Source organism: Thermoplasmata archaeon (genome assembly GCA_038851035.1).
Taxonomy (GTDB): domain Archaea; phylum Thermoplasmatota; class DTKX01; order VGTL01; family VGTL01; genus JAWCLH01.
Window position 1 is genome coordinate 13,380 of the sequence record JAWCLH010000031.1, and the last position, 17,511, is coordinate 30,890.

19 protein-coding genes are annotated in these 17,511 nt (G+C 66.5%); 11 read left to right on the forward strand and 8 right to left on the reverse strand.

Going from position 1 to position 17,511, the window contains the following annotated elements; all coding sequences use genetic code 11:
* The first annotated feature begins 158 nt into the window (after positions 1–158).
* From QW379_08970 to QW379_09000, 7 genes are all read left to right on the forward strand, one after another.
* Positions 159–2,465, forward strand: a complete 2,307-nt coding sequence (locus tag QW379_08970) for an Ig-like domain-containing protein (protein MEM2870527.1) — start codon at positions 159–161, stop codon at positions 2,463–2,465.
* 33 nt (positions 2,466–2,498) lie between these two features.
* Positions 2,499–2,840 carry a hypothetical protein gene (locus QW379_08975; GenBank protein ID MEM2870528.1) on the forward strand — a complete coding sequence of 114 codons (342 nt, stop codon included), beginning with the start codon at positions 2,499–2,501 and terminating at the stop codon, positions 2,838–2,840.
* Between the two features lie 202 nt (positions 2,841–3,042).
* The gene (locus QW379_08980; GenBank protein ID MEM2870529.1) at positions 3,043–3,261 is read left to right on the forward strand and encodes a hypothetical protein; all 219 of its coding nucleotides are present in this window, start codon (positions 3,043–3,045) and stop codon (positions 3,259–3,261) included.
* Positions 3,262–3,311: 50 nt separating this feature from the next.
* On the forward strand, positions 3,312–3,950 hold the full coding sequence (locus tag QW379_08985) for a nucleotidyltransferase domain-containing protein (protein ID MEM2870530.1): 639 nt from the start codon (positions 3,312–3,314) through the stop codon (positions 3,948–3,950).
* A 466-nt stretch (positions 3,951–4,416) separates the two neighbouring features.
* Positions 4,417–4,542: a hypothetical protein gene (locus tag QW379_08990; GenBank protein MEM2870531.1), complete on the forward strand. Its 126-nt coding sequence runs from the start codon at positions 4,417–4,419 to the stop codon at positions 4,540–4,542.
* Between the two features lie 140 nt (positions 4,543–4,682).
* The gene (locus QW379_08995) at positions 4,683–4,853 is read left to right on the forward strand and encodes a hypothetical protein (GenBank protein MEM2870532.1); all 171 of its coding nucleotides are present in this window, start codon (positions 4,683–4,685) and stop codon (positions 4,851–4,853) included.
* Complete coding sequence (locus tag QW379_09000) at positions 4,817–5,329, forward strand: DUF6036 family nucleotidyltransferase (protein ID MEM2870533.1); 513 nt, start codon at positions 4,817–4,819, stop codon at positions 5,327–5,329. Before QW379_08995 ends, QW379_09000 begins: the two co-directional genes overlap by 37 nt.
* Before the next feature lie 324 nt (positions 5,330–5,653).
* Here the strand turns inward: QW379_09000 and QW379_09005 are convergent, their stop codons facing one another.
* The 8 genes from QW379_09005 to QW379_09040 all read right to left on the reverse strand — a co-directional run bounded on the left by QW379_09005 (position 5,654) and on the right by QW379_09040 (position 13,134).
* Complete coding sequence (locus tag QW379_09005; GenBank protein MEM2870534.1) at positions 5,654–5,968, reverse strand: hypothetical protein; 315 nt, start codon at positions 5,966–5,968, stop codon at positions 5,654–5,656.
* 83 nt (positions 5,969–6,051) lie between these two features.
* Positions 6,052–7,059, reverse strand: coding sequence for a hypothetical protein (locus tag QW379_09010; protein ID MEM2870535.1), 1,008 nt, complete (start codon positions 7,057–7,059; stop codon positions 6,052–6,054).
* Between the two features lie 75 nt (positions 7,060–7,134).
* On the reverse strand, positions 7,135–7,269 hold the full coding sequence (locus tag QW379_09015) for a hypothetical protein (GenBank protein MEM2870536.1): 135 nt from the start codon (positions 7,267–7,269) through the stop codon (positions 7,135–7,137).
* A 7-nt stretch (positions 7,270–7,276) separates the two neighbouring features.
* Positions 7,277–7,873, reverse strand: a complete 597-nt coding sequence (locus tag QW379_09020) for a hypothetical protein (protein MEM2870537.1) — start codon at positions 7,871–7,873, stop codon at positions 7,277–7,279.
* An 18-nt stretch (positions 7,874–7,891) separates the two neighbouring features.
* On the reverse strand, positions 7,892–8,272 hold the full coding sequence (locus QW379_09025) for a hypothetical protein (GenBank protein ID MEM2870538.1): 381 nt from the start codon (positions 8,270–8,272) through the stop codon (positions 7,892–7,894).
* A gap of 15 nt (positions 8,273–8,287) precedes the next feature.
* Positions 8,288–8,452 (reverse strand): hypothetical protein, encoded by a 165-nt coding sequence (locus QW379_09030; protein MEM2870539.1) that lies wholly within the window; start codon positions 8,450–8,452, stop codon positions 8,288–8,290.
* 145 nt (positions 8,453–8,597) lie between these two features.
* Positions 8,598–10,865 (reverse strand): hypothetical protein, encoded by a 2,268-nt coding sequence (locus tag QW379_09035; protein MEM2870540.1) that lies wholly within the window; start codon positions 10,863–10,865, stop codon positions 8,598–8,600.
* Between the two features lie 22 nt (positions 10,866–10,887).
* Positions 10,888–13,134 (reverse strand): hypothetical protein, encoded by a 2,247-nt coding sequence (locus tag QW379_09040; GenBank protein ID MEM2870541.1) that lies wholly within the window; start codon positions 13,132–13,134, stop codon positions 10,888–10,890.
* Positions 13,135–13,336: 202 nt separating this feature from the next.
* Here QW379_09040 and QW379_09045 point away from each other — a divergent pair, with 202 nt between their 5' ends.
* The 4 genes from QW379_09045 to QW379_09060 form a co-directional block, all read left to right on the forward strand.
* Entirely contained in the window at positions 13,337–14,269 is a 933-nt protein-coding gene (locus tag QW379_09045) for a hypothetical protein (protein MEM2870542.1), read from the forward strand.
* 248 nt (positions 14,270–14,517) lie between these two features.
* Entirely contained in the window at positions 14,518–15,390 is an 873-nt protein-coding gene (locus QW379_09050; GenBank protein ID MEM2870543.1) for a zinc ribbon domain-containing protein, read from the forward strand.
* 61 nt (positions 15,391–15,451) lie between these two features.
* Entirely contained in the window at positions 15,452–16,765 is a 1,314-nt protein-coding gene (locus QW379_09055) for a tRNA(Ile)(2)-agmatinylcytidine synthase (GenBank protein MEM2870544.1), read from the forward strand.
* 258 nt (positions 16,766–17,023) lie between these two features.
* A partial coding sequence (locus QW379_09060) for a hypothetical protein (GenBank protein ID MEM2870545.1) occupies positions 17,024–17,511 on the forward strand: 488 nt, incomplete at its 3' end.

A 17,511-nucleotide genomic window follows, 5' to 3' on the forward strand; every position in this document is an offset into this window, starting at 1 on the left:
CGCCGGCCGGAAATGCACCGCCGTCGAGAGGGGAGGGGCCGGGGGCGATTCGGCTCAGGTCCCCGAAGACGGGTGGAGTGGAAGGGCGCGGCGGCTTCCTTCTTTGCCGCGAGGCTCTCGAAAGATATATCAGGGCTGGGGTCAGTTTTCATGATGGTATGAATGGCAGGGCGGTTCTGCTCGCGATGTTTCTCCTCTTCACACTGGCGCCCCCGGTGATTATGGCGGTGCCGGCCGGCCAGCCCGCGCCCTCGCTCGAGCGGAGCTTCCTCCTACCCGGGAGGCCCAACGTGCTCCTCAACGACACCGACGCCGACGGCCTCCCCGAGATTCTATGCTTCGGCCGCGGGTTCCTGAGGGTCCTGGACACGCCCTCTTACAACGAGGTGCTCAGCCTGAACGGGAGCGGGGAGTTCCAGCCGCTCATCCGCGAGGCCGCGGGGAGCGGCCGGGTCGAGATAGTGGTCGAGGAGAGGCTCGGGGCCGGCCTCAACTGCACGATTTTCTCCGGGAGCGGCTTCTCGGAGCTCTGGAGGTTCCCCGACGCGGACGCAAAAGAGCTCGACGTCGCGGACATCGACGCCGACGGAGGATCCGAGCTGGTCTTCCTCCGCGTCTTCGACTCGCCCGGCGGCGCCGAGGCGCTGGTGCGCGCGTACGGCGGCCCGGACCACGAAATCGAGTGGGAGAGCTCGCCCGTGTCTCTTCAGGGCGCGACGGCGGCCCGCCTTTGGTGCCTCGAGCTCGACGGCGACCCCGCGCTCGAGATTCTTCTCGCTCTGGAGAGAGACCCTTTGGAGGGGTACGGCGTCGCGGGGCTCCAGCTCTGGGACGGCCGCTCGAGAGAGGCCCTCTGGAGGCTCGAGGGGGGCGGGGGGCTCCGGTACGCACTGCCTCACGGGGCCGCCGGAGACCTCGACGGCGATGGAGACGCGGAGCTCCTGATTCTCTGGGACGCCGGAGGGACCGATTTCGGCCTCCTTCTCTTATCAGCGGCCACGGGCGATGTCGAGTGGAATCGAACGCTGGCCGGCGCCTGCGTGGACGCTTCTATCGGTGACGTTAACGGCGACGGCGGCATGGAGCTCGTCGTCAGCATGAGAGGCGGCAGTGGCTCCGGAGAGGGGGAGCTGACATTCTGGGTCCTTGACCTGAGCGCCCGGGAGCTCCTTTGGTCCGCGGGCCCAGTCCCCGGAGGGGCGGGCCTCAGCGAGTTCCTCGCGGAGGACTTAGACTGCGACGGCGATGCCGAGCTCCTTTTTCTGAACACCACGGCCGGCGAGGGGGGCTTCCCGCTTCGGAAGCTTCAGGTCCTCGACGGGAGAACGTTCGAAGTTCTATGGACATCGCCGGAGGTCGGCGTCTTCGGTCACATCCCCTACACGGCGCGTCTCGATGAGGGCGAGGCGCCTGTCCTGATTCTCGAGGACTGGGAGAAGGAGGCCAGGAGGGACAGCAACGGCTCGGTCCTCCTCTACTCGACCGCGGATTTTCACGAGCTCTGGCGGAGCGGGCTCTACCCTGGCGCCGTCCATGCAAGAGCGATGGACCTCGTGGGCGACTCGAGGAGGGAGCTAGTGGTCGAGGCCGACGGCGCGGGCGGGCCGGGGAAGAGGGCGTACGTGTTCGACACAAGGAGCTTCGAGCTGAGCTGGACCAGCCCGGCATACGACGGCCATCTTTTGTATGGCGGTCTCCGGGCTGAAGACCTGAGCGGCGGACCGGAGAGGGAACTCATTTTCGTCGGCGAGACATGGGGGACCAAAATCGTCGACGGCGCGATCGTGAGCCAGAGCCGCTCGAACGTCAGCGTCTACGACGGCGACTGGAGGGAGCTGTGGAGCTCCGGAGTCATCGAGGGCGGCATCGAGATACTGGCGGTGGAGGAGCTCGACGGCGACTCCAGGATGGAGGCCCTGCTCCTGATGTGCACCGAGGAGCCGCCGTACTGGCGGTGGGGGCTGGCGGTATGGGAGTTCCCGCGCGAGCCCGGCTGGCCGCGCGGTCTGGACGCCTCGCGGCCCCTCGTGGGAATTCTCAGGCCCGCGCAGGGCGCCGCCGTCAGCGGCCCAGTCGATATCGCGGGCTGGGCCCGGGACGATGTCGCGGTCCTCTCGGTCGAGGTCAAGGTCGACAACGGACCATGGGTCCCGGCGAGCCTCCAGCCATCGGCCGGCGCACCCTCCTGCGAGTGGAGATTCTTCTGGAACGCCTCTGGCACCGTCCCGGGCCCGCACAGAATCTCGGCGCGCGCGGGCGACGGAATCGGCTGGTCCCCGGAGGAGACGGTCGAGGTACGGCTGCTAGGCCCGCGGCCGCCCGTGACGACAGTATCGGGCTTCCCCGGCGCCCTCTGCGCGGCCCTGCTCGCGCTGGCGGTGGCGCTGCCCGCGGCTCTCCTCGCGATCCGGCGCTTGGGGCGCGCGGGCTTGGAGAGCCGGCCGCCTCCCCCGCCCAACCCTTAAATAACCACAGGCCGATTTCGAATCGGTGGCTTTATGCCTGCGAAGAGCAAGGGCACGCTTCAGTCGATAGCGAGGTGGAGGCACTACATCGCCGCGACCCGGAGCAACATCGCGGACTTCCCGGAGCTGCGCACGGTGCTGAACGAATTCGAGAGGGACGTCGCGGCCTTCGAGGAGCTGAACCGGAAGCAGGAGAGCCTGAAGGCCGAGCTAAAGGCGACGACGAGCGCGGTGAGGAGGGGCCTGAGGGAGCTGGAGAAGAGGGCGACCGCGATAAAGAGGCGCTGGGAGGCGAAATACGGCCGGGGCTCGAAGAAGCTCAGGGAGCTATCGCCGACGCCGGAGGCGAGGGGGAGGTCGGCGGGGCCCGGGTGAGGAAGGCCGGGGCTCAGCCCTCGCCGGCGCGGGTTCTTCCACGTAAGCACGGGTCCGCTATGATGGATACGAAGTCCAATCGTATCTGAATATACATTTCATATATAAAATATAAAAAATTCATGTAGATATAGCTACACGAAGTGGCATAAGAGCGGAGGGGCATCTGGACAAGGCGCGGGCTTTCGAGGAGCGGGCGCGCTTGTGGAGGTCGGACCGCAACGCACCCTCGGTAATCGAGGGTGTTTACGACGCATCGGTCCACTACATCGCCTACGGCATCAACCGGAAGTATGGAAAGGATATCGATTCTCACGCCGCCCAGAAGCGCTTCCTACGGGAGATGAGCGAGGAGAGGGCTCTGGATGCGTTCGACGTTCTGGAGAAGATCCGGATCGCCACGGTTTATGGCGGCGCCTAGGACGGCGGACGGATCTCAAGGGCTCTGGAGCTTCTCGAGGTGATCAAGGAATGGACGGGAGCTGGAAGCTCGCGCGCCTGAGCGAGGTCCTCGGAATTCCACTGCTCGATACCCGTTTTGTCCCGCCGGGGGCGCTCGTCGAGCTACGAGAAAAAGCCTCCGGCATCGAGGCGTTGGGCTCGCTCATCATATACGGTTCGGTCGTCAGGGGGGAGGCCTCGCCCAAGAGCGATATTGATCTCCTCGCCGTGCCGGCGCGGAGGGGCGTGGGCGGAGAGCTGGAGAGGGCGCTGACGCGTGTGCTGAGGGGAATCGAGAAAAAGCACAACCTGAGACTGAGCTTCTCGCTGATGGTCTATTCTGGAAAGGAGGACCCGCATTTTCTATGGGAGGCCGTGCGCGACGGGGCGGTCCTGTTCTGCAGGCCGGAGACGGCGCTCCGGGGCCCCGCCACCGCACAGCCCGTGGCACTCGTGTCCTACTCTCTCAAGGGGCTCGGGGGCGCGGGCAGGCAGCGCATTAGGCGCTTCATCTTCGAGTCGAAAAAAGGGATATCGGTCGACCGCGGGAACCGGCAGGAGTACATCGCGCCCGGGGCCCTCCTCCTCTCGCCTGAAAAGGCCCGGAGACTCATCGCGATTCTCGACTCGCTGCGGGTCAGGTACTCTCTCATCAAGCTCTGGCGGTGAGGGGAGGCGGGTCAGGGGCCCGCGTGGGGGCGGGCGTGAGGAGAACCCGGCGAGTCCGGGATACGCACAGCATGGCTGCGGTCTGTAAAAGCCCGCGGCCGGACCTTGCCGCGCGCCTGCAGGACGTCGGAGTGCGCCGGACGTGTTTTTTCCGTCAGAGGTGATGGGGGCCGGCAGGACGTCGGCGCGCGCCAGCAGGACGTCGGAGAGAACCGCTTGGGCCTAGAAATAGAGTTAAGGAGAGTCTTATTACACAGTATTTTGGGAATCGGGGCTTTGTATTTCCCTTATGAAGTTTTTTATTATTCCATTTACTTTTTTTAATTTTCCCGTATCTCCGTCCCAGTGAGCCAAAAGATGGCAGTGGCTGTCCCAGATGTCCATTAGAAGATGCCTCATATCCCGCGTCGAATCCCGAAATAACTTCCTCTCGGCGAATATAAGAGCCCTAACACCATATCAATACATGCGGAAGCTCACCAGGAGAAAGCTCAGATGGCTCATCAGGGAGAACATCAAGATGGTTGCCAGATATGCCCCTGCCTATCTATTGGAAGAGGGATTCACGGTAGAGAGGGGGTCCGGGACATGAACTCAAATCAACGAGAGGAACTTAATTCAGGACTACACAAGGACACGGGCGAAATCATGATTCGCCGCGAGCGGGCCGGACCCCCCCTCCACGGCCCGACCTGATTTCAGCCCCCGCAACCTATTTACGCCCCCGGAGCGATGCAACGCGTTGGTGCGCGTGGGGCCCCGATGAACAGGAAGGAGATGCAGAGGCTTAGCCGCAGGCTGGCGGACCCGGAGAACCTGAGGAGGCTCTTCATGTACTGGAACATCCGGGGGAGGGGGCTCGAGGAATGGAGAAAGCGGAAAGGAAGGAGGAGCGTCCGCTGAGGCTCCTGAAGGTCCTCAGGAGCGAGGGCATCAGGCACGTGGTCGTCGGTGGCTTCGCGGCCGTGGTCTACGGCGTCGGGCGAGCCACTTTCGACATCGACATAGCCCTGGCGCCCTCTCCTGCGGACATTGAGCGGCTCATCGAGATGCTTGTAGAGACGGGATACTCCAGCGCGGTCGACCCAGAGACCGGCAGGAGGATTGCGGACACTAGAAAGCTCACCCCAAAAATGATTCTTGAGCGCGAGTGCACCAGATTCAGAAACAAGGACTCTATCGACATAATGATTGTCCCCCTAGACACTTTTGATTTTCTCTGGAAGTACAGGGTTGAGGTCGAGTATGAGGGGGTCAAGATATCCGTTCCCTCCCTCATCGACCTGATTCACTTAAAAGAGCAGTCCGGCCGCCCCGTGGACCTCCAGGACGCAAAGGAGCTGAGGCACATCCTGCGGACCCGGAAGGGGAGATATTGAGTTCGGAGCGGGGTGTCCTGTTCTCCGGCAGCAAGACTCCGCTCTCACGATTTTCGCTGGTTATCCACCGGACCGGGCCTGTGAAGAAAGGCAAGGGGCGATATCCGTGCCCGGTCGACCCGGAGACGAGCCACGCTCGCAATCGCACGGCCGTCAAATGGGTTCGGGAGTGAATGAGTTCGGGACTGGAGAAATAATTCTGGCTATCGGAGAGTTGGCGACCGGGATGGAGAGTGCAACCACGGCACCGCCCCCGACTCCCCCACCACATTTCACCGCCCCGGGGCCCCCTTCCCCCTCCTCCCGGGCCCCCTCCCCCGCCCCTCACCTCTCCCTCCACTTGCATTTCCTTTCCACAATGCGCTGGACGCAGACCCTGTTGCTCATGTCCACGTGTCTGTCGTCTTTGCAATCGATGCACGACTCTGCCGCCCTCCGCCGCCGGTGGGGCCACTGGTGGCTGACCAGCGCTATCGGCATGAACCCTGAAACGAGCATGGCGACGAGGGCCCTGACCCTGCACGGAAGGTCCACCTTGGGCGCGAAAATAAAGAGAATCGAAGTGAAGAAAAACGAGGCAACTATGACGATGGGTTCCTCGAGAGGGGCGGACTCCCGCACCACGCGTCTGCGGCCCACGGCCCCTTAATCGCCCCGCGGAATTCTAAAATTGTCGCCGGCGCCATCGGATCGGCCCCCGCCCGCGCAACGCGCCACACCCCTCACCACTTCTCCTCTTTCCTGATTGGAATCTCCCCGAGCTCCGGAGGAAGAGCTCTCTCCCCCGTCAGCTCCTCGTACTCCCTGAGCGCCTCGAAGCGCTGAGCCGCGGCCGAGCGCCTGAAGGACCAGACGAGAAAGCCCAGAAGCAGAACCAATCCGAGCATGAGCGCGAGCAGGAACAGTGGACCCCGCAGGTCCCGCGCGGCCGCGAGGACAGCCGTCCCGACGATGGAGCCAACCAACAGCACCATTATTCCCGCGATTCTCGCGTCCGAGAGCTCCACGGCGAACCTCGAGAGCTCCTCGAGCTCTCCGGGCCCGAGCTCCGGCCTCTCGCGGATTATGAACGGGCTCATGAATGCGGAGTTCCGAATCTCGAACCCCGCGGGCAGAATTCTCTCGCCGGTCCTGAGCTCGTGCCTGACGAGCTCCCTCAACCTCTGGCGCATCGCCTCCCCCTTCTTAATCCGCATCGTGAAGCTCGCGAGAAGTGCCAGCACCGATGCCAACACGAGGCTCTGGAGAATCAGAATCCAGAAGTCAAGAAGCCCCTCACTCACGACCAGCAACAGAATCGAGCCCATCACGAGAATGCAGGAAAATACCAGTCCACGGAGGAGCCAGCCGGGTCCGTTGACCTCCCTCCCGAACCTCTCCCACTCGGCCGCCGTGAAGCGCCTGAAGTCGTCAATCGATGGCCCGCTGTCGCCGCGGCCCGGCTTTGCGTCCGGGAGGGCCATTGGAGCAACCCGGCCCATCCCCGCGAGCTTCATGAGCGTGCCCCTCGCTATGTAAATATCTTTAACGGCGAAAGTGCTCAGCAGAACCGGCCCAATTCCTGCGCCCGCAAACACCACCGCAACCATAATTATTCCGCCGATGCCTCCCATGAAGAGCACTGCCAGACAGAGCTCTCCGTCGAGCTTCGGCCAGATTATTGATACGAGGAAGGTGACTACTGGCAGTAATATCAGGGGCGCGATTCCTGCAGCCTGATATAGGCCCACATGCCTGGAGGCCCTCCTCTCCAGCTCCGGGAGCTCCCCGGGCGATACGGGTGGCTCGGATGAGTGAATTCGGGCTCAGGAGCTCCCCGCGGCCCCCTCCAGAATCCTCCAGAGGCTCCACCTGGGCGCGCGGGGGTCGGCGGAGGTTCTCATCTCTATTTTGTGTCTCCTCCCGTCCCTTATCCTCACGCTCACGCCGATTTCGCTCACGGCTTTATTATTCGGGTTGTAGATATATCTCGGCCCGATCGATTCTATCTCGGAGAAGTCGAAGTAGCTCCTCCTCCGGCAGCTCCCCATACACGGTGACGTCCATAACAAGCGCAGAAAAGCCGAGCAGAAGGATGAGCAGGGCCGCCAGCTGGTGCGCCTCCAGCCTCTTCTGCCTGTATACCTCTCCCCCCCTCCGGGGGGCGAGCTCCCTGCGCCTTCTGAGCCCTCCAGCCGCGGAGATGGCGAGCGCCACGGCCCCGGGGGCGAGAAAGAGCAGAGCGCGAGAGGGCGGATAGCTCCTGTCGGGCATCGCCAGCAGCGGCCGTCCGGTCTCCGAGTCCCAGACGCGGACTAGGTCCTCGCGACCGGCGGAGGCCGGGCGCCTCCCATCCGGCGAGAATGCGAGCGTGGTGACGCCGTACCTGTCGGCCGGGACGGTGAAGCGCGCGGCTCCGGTCTCGTAATCGAACACGACCAGCGTTCCGTCCGAGTAGCCCGCGGCCGCGAGCCGTGAGGCCTTTGAGACATCAAGCGCGGTCACCCTTGCCCCGTGGAATCGCCACCGGCCGGCCTCCGCGCCCTCCGGGACCGTGAGGAGCAAAAGCTCGCCGCCCTCCCCTCACGCCATTATAAACGAGGCGTCGGGCGCGAATGCGGCGACCGACGGAGCATCAGCGGGCTCGATGCTGGAGACGGGCCCGAGGTCGGTCTGATTGAAAATAAGAATTCGACCGCCGCTCAGGAGCGCGAGGCCGAGCGTCCCCCGGGAGGGGAGCGAGAGGGCCATCAGGGTTCCGTTGCCGGCCTTTATGCTCTCTATTTCCCTCAGGGGCCCGGGGCTCCAGAGGGTCAGGGTCGAGCTCCCGGAGCCGGTGATTATATGCGAGCCGTCCGGGGTCCACTCTACAAACCTCTGTTCGAGAGCGTGGGCACTCGAGTGCTTCACGAGCTCGGGTGCGCGCCAGAGCCCGACCCCGGTGTCGTTCGCCGCGGCGAGCACGCTCCCATCCGGCGATCAGTCCGCGTCGCCGTATGTGTCTTGTAAAAGTTTGCCTCCCGCGTCCGGGTGGGGGCCCGCCAGCCGGCGCGCCGCGCCCGTGCTGGAGTTCCAGACAATCAGGCCCGTCCCGAGCGCGGTGGCGATTCGCCCGCCGTCGGGGGACCGGGCAACTGAATTCACACCATCCACATACTCCGGAGTCCGATGCCGCGACCGGGGGGATGAGAGTCAGCAGGGCCGCGACGGCGGTGGAGGTGAGTGCGGGCAAGCTCCCGGGCCTCCCGTGACCCACCACCCGCGCTCCCATCTGCAACCCATCCGCCGCCTATTCCACCACGCTCACGTCATACCCGCACCACGGGCACACGATCGTTATCGGTCTCGCGGGCGAGGATATCTCGAAGAGCTCTCCGCAGTAGGGGCAGGCGTACTTCCTCCCGCCCTTTCCGGGCTGGGCCTTGGTCGCTAGCCCCGTCCTCCCCGCGCCCTTCTGCACGGTGGCCCTCTCCGCGCTCCTCCCGGCGCACGAGGGGCACTGCTTTATCCCCTCCGGAATCGCCTCGCCGCAGGTCGGGCAGAGCTCCATCACTCCCGCGCCGCCCTTGGTCAGGCTCTCGACCGCCCGGCCCGCGAGCTTCATTGCATTGGCGTACTCCCCGAGCTCCATCTGGTGCAGCGCGAGGTCGTGGAGCTTCTCGGCCCTCGAGACGTCCCGGCCCTTCCTCCTCTCCGCGCCTATCATCTGGGCCGCCTTCTTTATCGCGAGGACGGCGCCCCTGTGCCTCTCCGCGATCTCACGGGCCATCCTCTCGGCCTTGCGCGAGAGGTTGAGCGCGGCCTCGGCGTCGCCGAGCTTGAGCCTCGAGCGGGCCTCCTGCGCGATTTCATCGGCGCGCTTCAGCAGAATTCCCGCGTCCGCGTAGGTCGAGAGGACAGAGGTGCAGTGGTCGAGCGCCGACACGGCCTGCTTGTACGCTCTCAGGCTCTCGCGAGCCTTCGAGCGGGCCCAGCGCGCGGTCTCCTCCGCGCTCTTGAAGTCCAGCTTCCTGAGGAAGTCCCGGCTCCGGTTCAGGGTCCTCTCCCACTCCGCGACGTCCAGCCCGAGCCCCCTGAGCTCCTCCACGGTCTCCTCGGCGAGCTTGATCTGGGTCATCGCGCTCGACGAGTCCTGCGACTGGACCGCCTCGCTCACCATCACCATCGTCTCCGAGGCCAGCAGCCGGGCCCTCTTGAAGTCTCCCGAGGACATGGCGCTCTCGGCCTCGGCGCGCTTCTGCTCGGCCGCGAGCACGTTCGCCCCCGTCTTCTTCAGCGCCGTGATGACCGAGTTCGCGGCCGCGAGCTCGTCCAGCGCTTGGAAGCGCTCGCGCTCGAGCTCCTGCGCTGAGAGCCGCGCCCTCTCCGCGAGCTCTGAGGCCTGCTCGAGCTGATTCCTCTCATATTCCTGGCGGGCCCGCGAGAGGAGGCCCTCGGCCGCGGAGACGTCCGCCCGCGCCTCCCTGAGCATCTTGACGAGGCTCTCCGCCGCGACGATCTTCGCCATCGCATCCCTCCTCCGCCTCTCCTCCTCCTTGGCTCTCAGGAGCTCCCCGGCCCTCCGGGCCGCCTCCTCGGAGGCGGCGTAGTCCCCGGAGCGCAGGGCCCGGCGGGCCGCGCGTAGGGCCGCGGTGACCTCATCGACGTCCTCCCCCCTCTTCCTGAGCTCCTCGGCGCGGCTCGTCAGGTGCTCGAATTCGTCCACGGAGCCGCAGTAGGGGCAGAGCCTCAGGTCCTCCTCAATCGAGAGCAGGTGCGCCTCGAGCGCCCTCAGCTCCTCCTCCTTCCTCCTCAGCCTCTCCTCCCAGCCCCTGAGCCTCGCGCCCGCCTCCTCCGCGTCCTTTCTCGCCTGAGCGAGCTCCTCCCTCCTCTTCCCCACCTCCGCCTCGTCCTCCCTGAGCTCCTCCTCCCTCTTCTTCAGCTCCTCTGTGAGCCTCGAGAGCTCCGCCCGCGCCTGCTCGACCGCGGCGCGCTCCCTGTGGAGCTCCTCCCTCGCCTTCCTGATGTCCTCCTCGCGCCTGTGCAGGTCCGCGCGGGCGTCTTCGACGTCCTTCTGGAGCCTGCGGGTCTCCTCCTCCGCCTCCTTGAGCTTCCTCTCCTTCTCCTTCAGCTCCTCCTGGAGCGCCGCGAGCGCCTCCTGCCCCGCGCTGACCAGACCCGCCTTCTTCTCCAGCTCCCTCTCCCTCTGGTCGAGAGCCTCGGCCCTCGCCGCGAGCTCCCTCTCGCGCCCCTCGAGCCCGGCCGAGAGCTCCGTCCTCATCCTCTCGAGCTCGCCCCTCTGCCTCTCAAGCTCGGCCCTCTGCCTCTCGAGCTCCTCCCTGCCCTCCGCGAGCTCCTTTCCGATGTCCTCGAGCCGGGACCTCTCGAGCTCGAGCTCGAAAAGCTTCTCCGAGAACTCCCTCTTGAGCTCCTCGAGCTCGTCGACGCTGGGCGGGGCGCCGGCGGGCTCCGCTCCCGCGCGCGGGGCCTGCGCTCCAGCCCCTCCGGACTCCCCCGCCACTGCCTCCGCTGGCGTCGCAGGCCTCCTCGCCTTCCTGACCTTCTTCTGCTCCGCCATACCGGCCCCGCCTCGCGGGCGCTCACAGGCCCGCCAGACCGTCCTTGATTCTCTCCAGCTCCTTCAGCTTCCTGGCCACCGCCTCCTCCTTCTCAACGAGAGAGGCAAGGCCCGCCTGAAGCTCCGCCTCCCGGGCCGCGAGCTCCCTCTCGCGAGCCAGCAGGGCCTCAGCCCTCCTCGCGAGCTTGGCTCTCTCGGCCTTCAGGGCCGCACGCTCCGCCCCCACCCTCTCCTCCTCCTCCGAGAGCTTCCTCTCCCTCGCGGACAGCTCGGCCCTCTGCGCCTTCAGGGCCGAGAGCCCCCGCCGAGCCTCCGCCTCAACGCCCTCGAGCTCCGCCCTCCTCCTCTCGAGCGCCCTCGCCTCCTTCGCCATTCTCGCCCTCTCGAGCTCCAGCTCCCTCGCCGCCCTCTCATACTCCCCCTGCCGCCTCTCCAGCTCCCTCTCCGCCTTCTCCGCGAGCGCGCGCCCGCTCTCCAGCTCCCTCGCCTCACGCTCGACCGCGCGGGCTCTGGCCTCGAGCTCCTTCCGGCGCGCCTCGAGCTCCCCGCGCGCCGCATTGAGCGCCTCCTCCGCTTCCTCCAGCTTCCTCCTCCTCTCCGCGAGCTCCGCCCTCTCCTCCTCAAGCGCGTCCTCCGCCACCCTCAGCTCCCTCTCCCTCCTCGCAACCTCGCGCTCGCGCGCGGCGAGCGAGGCCTCCAGCTTCGATACCCTCTCGAGCTCGGCCCTCGCTTTCCTCATCTTCTTCTCAGCATCTGCGGACGCGGCCCGGGACTCCTCGGAGAGCCTCGCCGCCTCCTTCAGCGCGGCCTCCGCGCCCTCCTCTCGCTTTTTCGCCTCCGCAAGCGCCCTCGCCGCCCCTTCCTCCTTCGCGGCGAGCCTGCGGGCTCGCTCCGCCAGCTCCTCGGCCCTCACCGCCAGCTCCTCCTCTCGCCTCTTGAGCTCCTGCTCCCTCCCCCCGAGCTCCGCCGAAAGCCTTTCCGATGCCTCCCGCGCCGCATCGAGCTCACTGCGCGCCCGCGCGAGCTCCTCCTCGCGCCTCGCGAGCGCCGCCTCCCTCTGCGAGAGCTCCCTCCCGCCTCGCTTGACCGCCTCCTGCATCCCCCCGAGAGCCGCCTCCTGCTCCTCCAGCTCCTTCGCGAGCCTGCCCAGCCTCTCTTCCTCCGCCCCGAGCCTCGCCTCTCGAGACCTCAGCTCCTCCTCCCTCTTTCCGAGCGCCGCCTCCCTAGCGCCGAGCTCCGCCTCCCGGGCCCTCAGCTGCGCCTCCCTCGCCTCTAGCTCCCTCTTCACCCCGTCGTAGCTGTCTAGCTCCTGCGAGAGCTTCCTCTCGCGCTCCCTGAGCTCCTCCTCCCTCTCGACCAGCGCCTTCTCGCGCTCGAGAATTCCCTTCATCCTGTCCCCGAGCTCCGACTGGCCACGGTTCAGCGCCTGCGCCTCCTCGACCATTTTCCTCCAGTAGGCCTCGAGCTCCTGCTTCTCCCTCCGGAACGCCTCCCTCTCCCTCGCGAGCTCCTCCCTCGCCAGCCCCAGCTCCGCCTCCTGCCTCCTGAGCTCGGACCTCTCCTGCTTCAAAGCCGCCTCGCGCGCCTCGAGCCTCTCCTCCGCGTTCTTGAGCTCCTCCTCCCTCTTCAGGAGCCTCCACTCCGCCGCCTTCCTCTCCTCCTCGCCCGCGGGCGGCGCGCCGGCCGCGGCGCTCCTGAGCATCGCCAGACTGCCCCTCCTTATCGCCTCGAGCTCCTCCAGCGCCCTCCGGTGCTCCTCCTCGAGCCTGCGCCTCTCGGCCCTCTCGGCCTCGAGCTCGGCCCTGAGCCTCTTCAGCGATTCCGCCGGGGCCTCGGGCGCGGCCTGAGCCGCGGGAGCCGCGGCCGGAACCCCCGCCCCCTCGGGCGCCAGAAGCTCCATCAGGCCCCTCGGGTCGATGGAGGCGCTGAGTCTCGCGCGGGAGTGGGTTCTGAGGAGGTGGTCCACGCCGATGCTCGAGGAGCGGTGGGAGTAGCTCCGGACCTCGATTCCGCACGCGGTCTCGAGCGAGTCCCGGAGAATCAGGCGCAGCGCCTCAAGGCCGACGGTCTCGCGGTCGGATTCCCTCGCCGCCAGCACGAGCTCGCCGTTCTTCAGGAGAATCGCGCCCTCGGCCGGCCCGGCCTCGCCGCTCAGGACCGTTCTCACAAAGCCCGTGAAGCGGCTCTCAGCGAGCTCCACAAGAACATTCCTGAGCGCCCAAGGGCCGCCCCCCACGCTCCTCTCAAGACGCCCGCCTGGAAATCTCAAGCGACCAACCCCGGCGTTTCTGATGATAATGCTCTCAGGGATATATAAAAGCTGAGACCTGCAATGGACTCGGGAGGGCTTGGGCGACCGGGCGCGCCCCGCGGGGCAGAGGGGCTCTCTGGGCCCGAGAATTCCGGGAGCGGGCGATTGAACGGACGATAAAACAGATGATTAAATACCACGGAGACAAATCCCCGTTCTGATGAGCTCGAGCCCTCCTGCAGCGCTGCTGGCGCTCGCGCTGCTCCTCGCCCCTACCCTCCTGCCAACCGCGCGGGGCGACTGGGCATTCGTATCGGCCTCGCACGAGCCCCCCTCACCGGACCACGAGGAGCCCGTGCTCTTCCGAGCTCGTCTGGCCTTCTTCAACGCGACGGAGGGCAACGCCTCCGACGGGACGGCGAACGAGACCGGGAACTCGACGGGCGGGACGGGAGGGGGGCCGGGGAGCGCTAGTTTGCTCGGAGTCCAGCTCGTGTTCGGAATCGACTCCCCTAGTGGCGAGTCGAGAGTGAACATGAGCGAGGTGGAGGCTGGCAACTGGAGCGCGGAGTTCGCCGTGAGCCTCGGGCCATTCTCGCCCGGTCTGGAGCTTTTGTACCGATTCGAGGCGCTCCTCTCGAACGGGAGCAATGTGACGAGCAACCTCTCGCGGCTCAGGACGCAGAACATCGTCGAAATCAAATGGCACGCCGGCCTCGAGGAGGCGCTGGAGCTCGCGAGGGTTCTGGGTAGGCCTGTGCTTCTCCTGATATACGACCCCTTCAGACCGCTCGCGGAGCTCGAGGAGGCTCTCGGGGACCCGCGGGCGCTGGCGCTGAGCGCGCGCTTCGTTTGCGCCAGGGCAAGCTCTTCGGCGGAGCCCTCGCTGATGGAGAGGTACGGCATCCGGAGCCTCCCGGCGCTCGTATTCCTGAACGGGAGCACGGGCGAGCCGATCAGGAAGCGCGAGGGGCCATTCTCGGGCGCGGAGCTCACAAGCGAGATGAGGGCCGCGCTCGGGGCCGCTCGCCCGCCCGATTCCGGGCCGGACCCGTTCATCGTCTACAGAGCCGGCGCCGCCGCGCTCTCGGCGAGCATCGTCGTCGGGCTTGCGGCGCTCCTCGCGCTCCTCCGGAGGAGGCGCGGGGTGTAGCGTGGGGGTCCCGGTTCCTCGCGCCCCGGGCAGCCGCTGCAGAGGGCTCGCGGAAAACGCACGCGCCATCCGCGCCACGCCGCCTGAACTCCCGGCGCGCGCACCCCGCCGGACGAGCCTCACCGAGAACCGGAAGGCGCTCTCCAAATCCCACCGCTCAAAGCCCCGCGTCGGGAAAATAGAAACCCATAAATACTGCGGTCCCGATTTATCGCTCCGTCCCGGCGTGGTTCACGGGGGGAACGGTGATGTATCCAGAGAAGAGGCCCGGTCAGGGCGCGCAGAGCCAGCTGAGCGGTCCGCAGTACCAGCAGCTGTTTGGCCAGCAGTACCCAGCGCAGTACCAGCAGCCAGCCCCGCAGCCGCCCCAGCCGCAAGCCCCGCCCCCGCCGTGGAAGGACGCGATCGTCGCCGAGGAGTTCAAGAGGTACGCGTCCTCGATATCGTGGACGGTGACTTCGCACCAGCAGCAGCCGGGCCAGCACGTCATCCAGCTGGCCCCCCCAGCCGGCAGGAAGCTCTCGAAGGGGGACGTGAAGCGCGCGAGCGTCACGCTTAGGTTCATGGGCCCGCAGCCGCCCGCGCCCGGCACCGCCCCCTCGGGCGCCAACACGATTCAGGTCACCGTGGAGACGGAGGAGAAGGCGGGCTTCTTCGGAACGACGAAGAAGAGCTACCCGCCATACTGGCTCAATGCCGATGAGGAGGTTGATGCCCAGATGAGGCCCTCGCCGGGTCTGGCCGAGAAGATTCGGAACATAATGACTCAGGCGAAGGTCACGCTCCCGCCGGCGCCCATGCCGCTCCCCCAGCCGCAGCCCGCGCAGCAGCCAGCCGCGCAGCCCGCGCCCCAGTACCCGCAGCCGCAGCCCGCCCAGCAGCCCTCTCCTCAGCCCGCGCCCCAGTACCCGCAACCCGCCTATTACTCCCCCCAGACCCCCCCGCCCACGGCCCCCGGATACGCCCCCGCCCAGCCACCCGCGCAGTGGCCCCAGCCCCAGCCGGTCCCCCAGCAACCGCAGGCCCCGCAGCCCGGATACCAGCTGAAGGTATGCCCGTCCTGCCAGTACCTCAACCCACCAAACGCGGTCGCTTGCCACAGATGCGGCGCTAGGGTCTAGTTCCCGCCCCGGCCCGCCCATCGCGCCTCCGCAGAGACATCTCCGGGTCACCGGTGTCTCAATGGTCTTCATCATCGGAGTGGACGACACCGACAGCCCCAGGGGCCTGTGCACCACCTACGTCGCAACGGAGCTGATTCGCGAGTTCAGGGAGTACGAGCTCATCGGCTACCCTAGGCTCGTCCGGCTGAACCCGAACATCCCATGGAAGACCCGGGGCAACGGAGCCATCGCGCTCGTCCTTGGAAAAGGGAGGGGGGCGCCGGAGCCCGCAGGCTGGCTCGACGGCAGACCAGTGCTCGTCTACCGAAAATTCTCTCCCATCCGCGTCGAGCTGGAGGGAATTCTCAGTAGGGCCGAGAGAGTCGTCCTCGCCAACTCCGCGATTGGCGAGAGGGGCACCGGGCCCGCCGTGTTCGCGGCCCTGCGGAGGCCGCCGGAGGAGCTATACCTCAGGGCGGTCAGGGAGGTCGTCAGGGTGCGGGATGTAGAGGAGACGCTCTCGCCCGGCGTTCCCGAGAGGTGGATGTGGAGGACGCACGGCGGGAGGAGGGGTCTGGTCGGCGCGAGCGCGGCCGCGGCCTGGAGGGGAAGGCGCAGGACCTACGAGCTCCTGGCCTACAGGGAGAGGAGCAGGTGGGGGACGCCGAGGAGGATAGACTTCGATTCTGTTCTGAGGATGGACGAGGCCTTCAGGACGACCTTCAACAACGTCGACAGGCGGAACAGGCACGTCACAATCGCACCACACAGCCCCTGCCCCGTGCTGATTGGGATAAGGGCGACTTCTCCGGTCGAGCTCGAGGCCGCGGCCCTCGCCGTCGACACGGGGGAGAGAATCGACAGGATGCTGGTTTTCGTATCGAATCAGGGCACAGACGACCACCTCCAGAGGATGAGAATCGCGGACATCAAACCCCGCGTCTCGCCCGTCGTCGAGGGCACGGTCTCGAGAGCCCCGAGGACCCTCAGGGGGGGCCACGTCTTCTTCTCAATCCGGGACCCGACCGGCGAGCTGGTCTGCGCGGCCTACGAGCCGACGAAGGAATTCAGAAACGTGGTCAGGCGGCTCGTCCCCGGCGATAGGGTGGTTGCCTCGGGCGGTGTCCACGGGCGTCCCCTCACCCTGAACCTCGAGAAGCTGAGGGTTCTAAGCCTCGCGCCGCTCCTCAGGCTCAGGAAGCCACGGTGCGGAAGGTGCGGAGTCGTCATGAAATCCCGTGGGAGGGGGGGCGGGTTCAGGTGCCGGAGGTGCGGCTCTCGGGCCGGTCCTGAGAGTTCGTCCTTCGAGGAAATCCCGAGGGGCCTGAGGCCCGGAATCTACGAGGTGCCCAAGTGCGCGCGGAGGCACCTGAGCAAGCCGCTCGAGCGATAGGCCCAATGCCGCGTTTCCTCAGGGTATCTCCCCGCGCGGCCCACCCCCCGCCGGCCCCGCGCGGCATCTCTCGATTTCTACCTATCGCTTCCCACCTCTCCTTCCACCTTATATTTGATTTTACACATTAAAACAGACATAAAGGAAACTGTTATATATCAATATTACATGAGGGGAAAATAGAAGACAGTCCGTGGGATTGAGGGCGTGGACGGGCCGCGTCTGGGCGGACGGCCCTCGTCGGGGAATGAGGTGGAAATGATGAGGAGATTCGCGATCGGACTTGTTGCGCTTTTAATGCTGACAGGTGCCTTTCTGGGGGCGGCCGTGCCCTCCCACCCAGCCTCCGTCGGCCCCCAGTCCAATCCTCAACGCCCGGAGACCACACCGAATTCCGAGCCTCTGGCCCCGGCGGGCCAGGCACCGCCACTAGAGCCTTTGGAAACGGACGCACCGCCCCTCCCGGAGCCCTCGCCTGTGGAGCCCCGCGTGGCCGCGGCGGGCCCCGCCCCTCCCACCACGCCCATCCAAGCTCAGGCCCCGGTCGGGAAGGAGGCTGGAGAACCGGCCCCGCCGGATGGCCCGGAGGGTGCCGAGGCCTCCGCCCCCAGCCTCCCGGAATATCAGGAGGGCCCCGCGGACGGCAGGCTCGTCGTGATATCCAACGCCACGAACATCACCCTCGCGCTCGGGACCTTCAGCACCACCCTGCGCTACTTCCCTGACCCGAAGACGAACATCGGGAC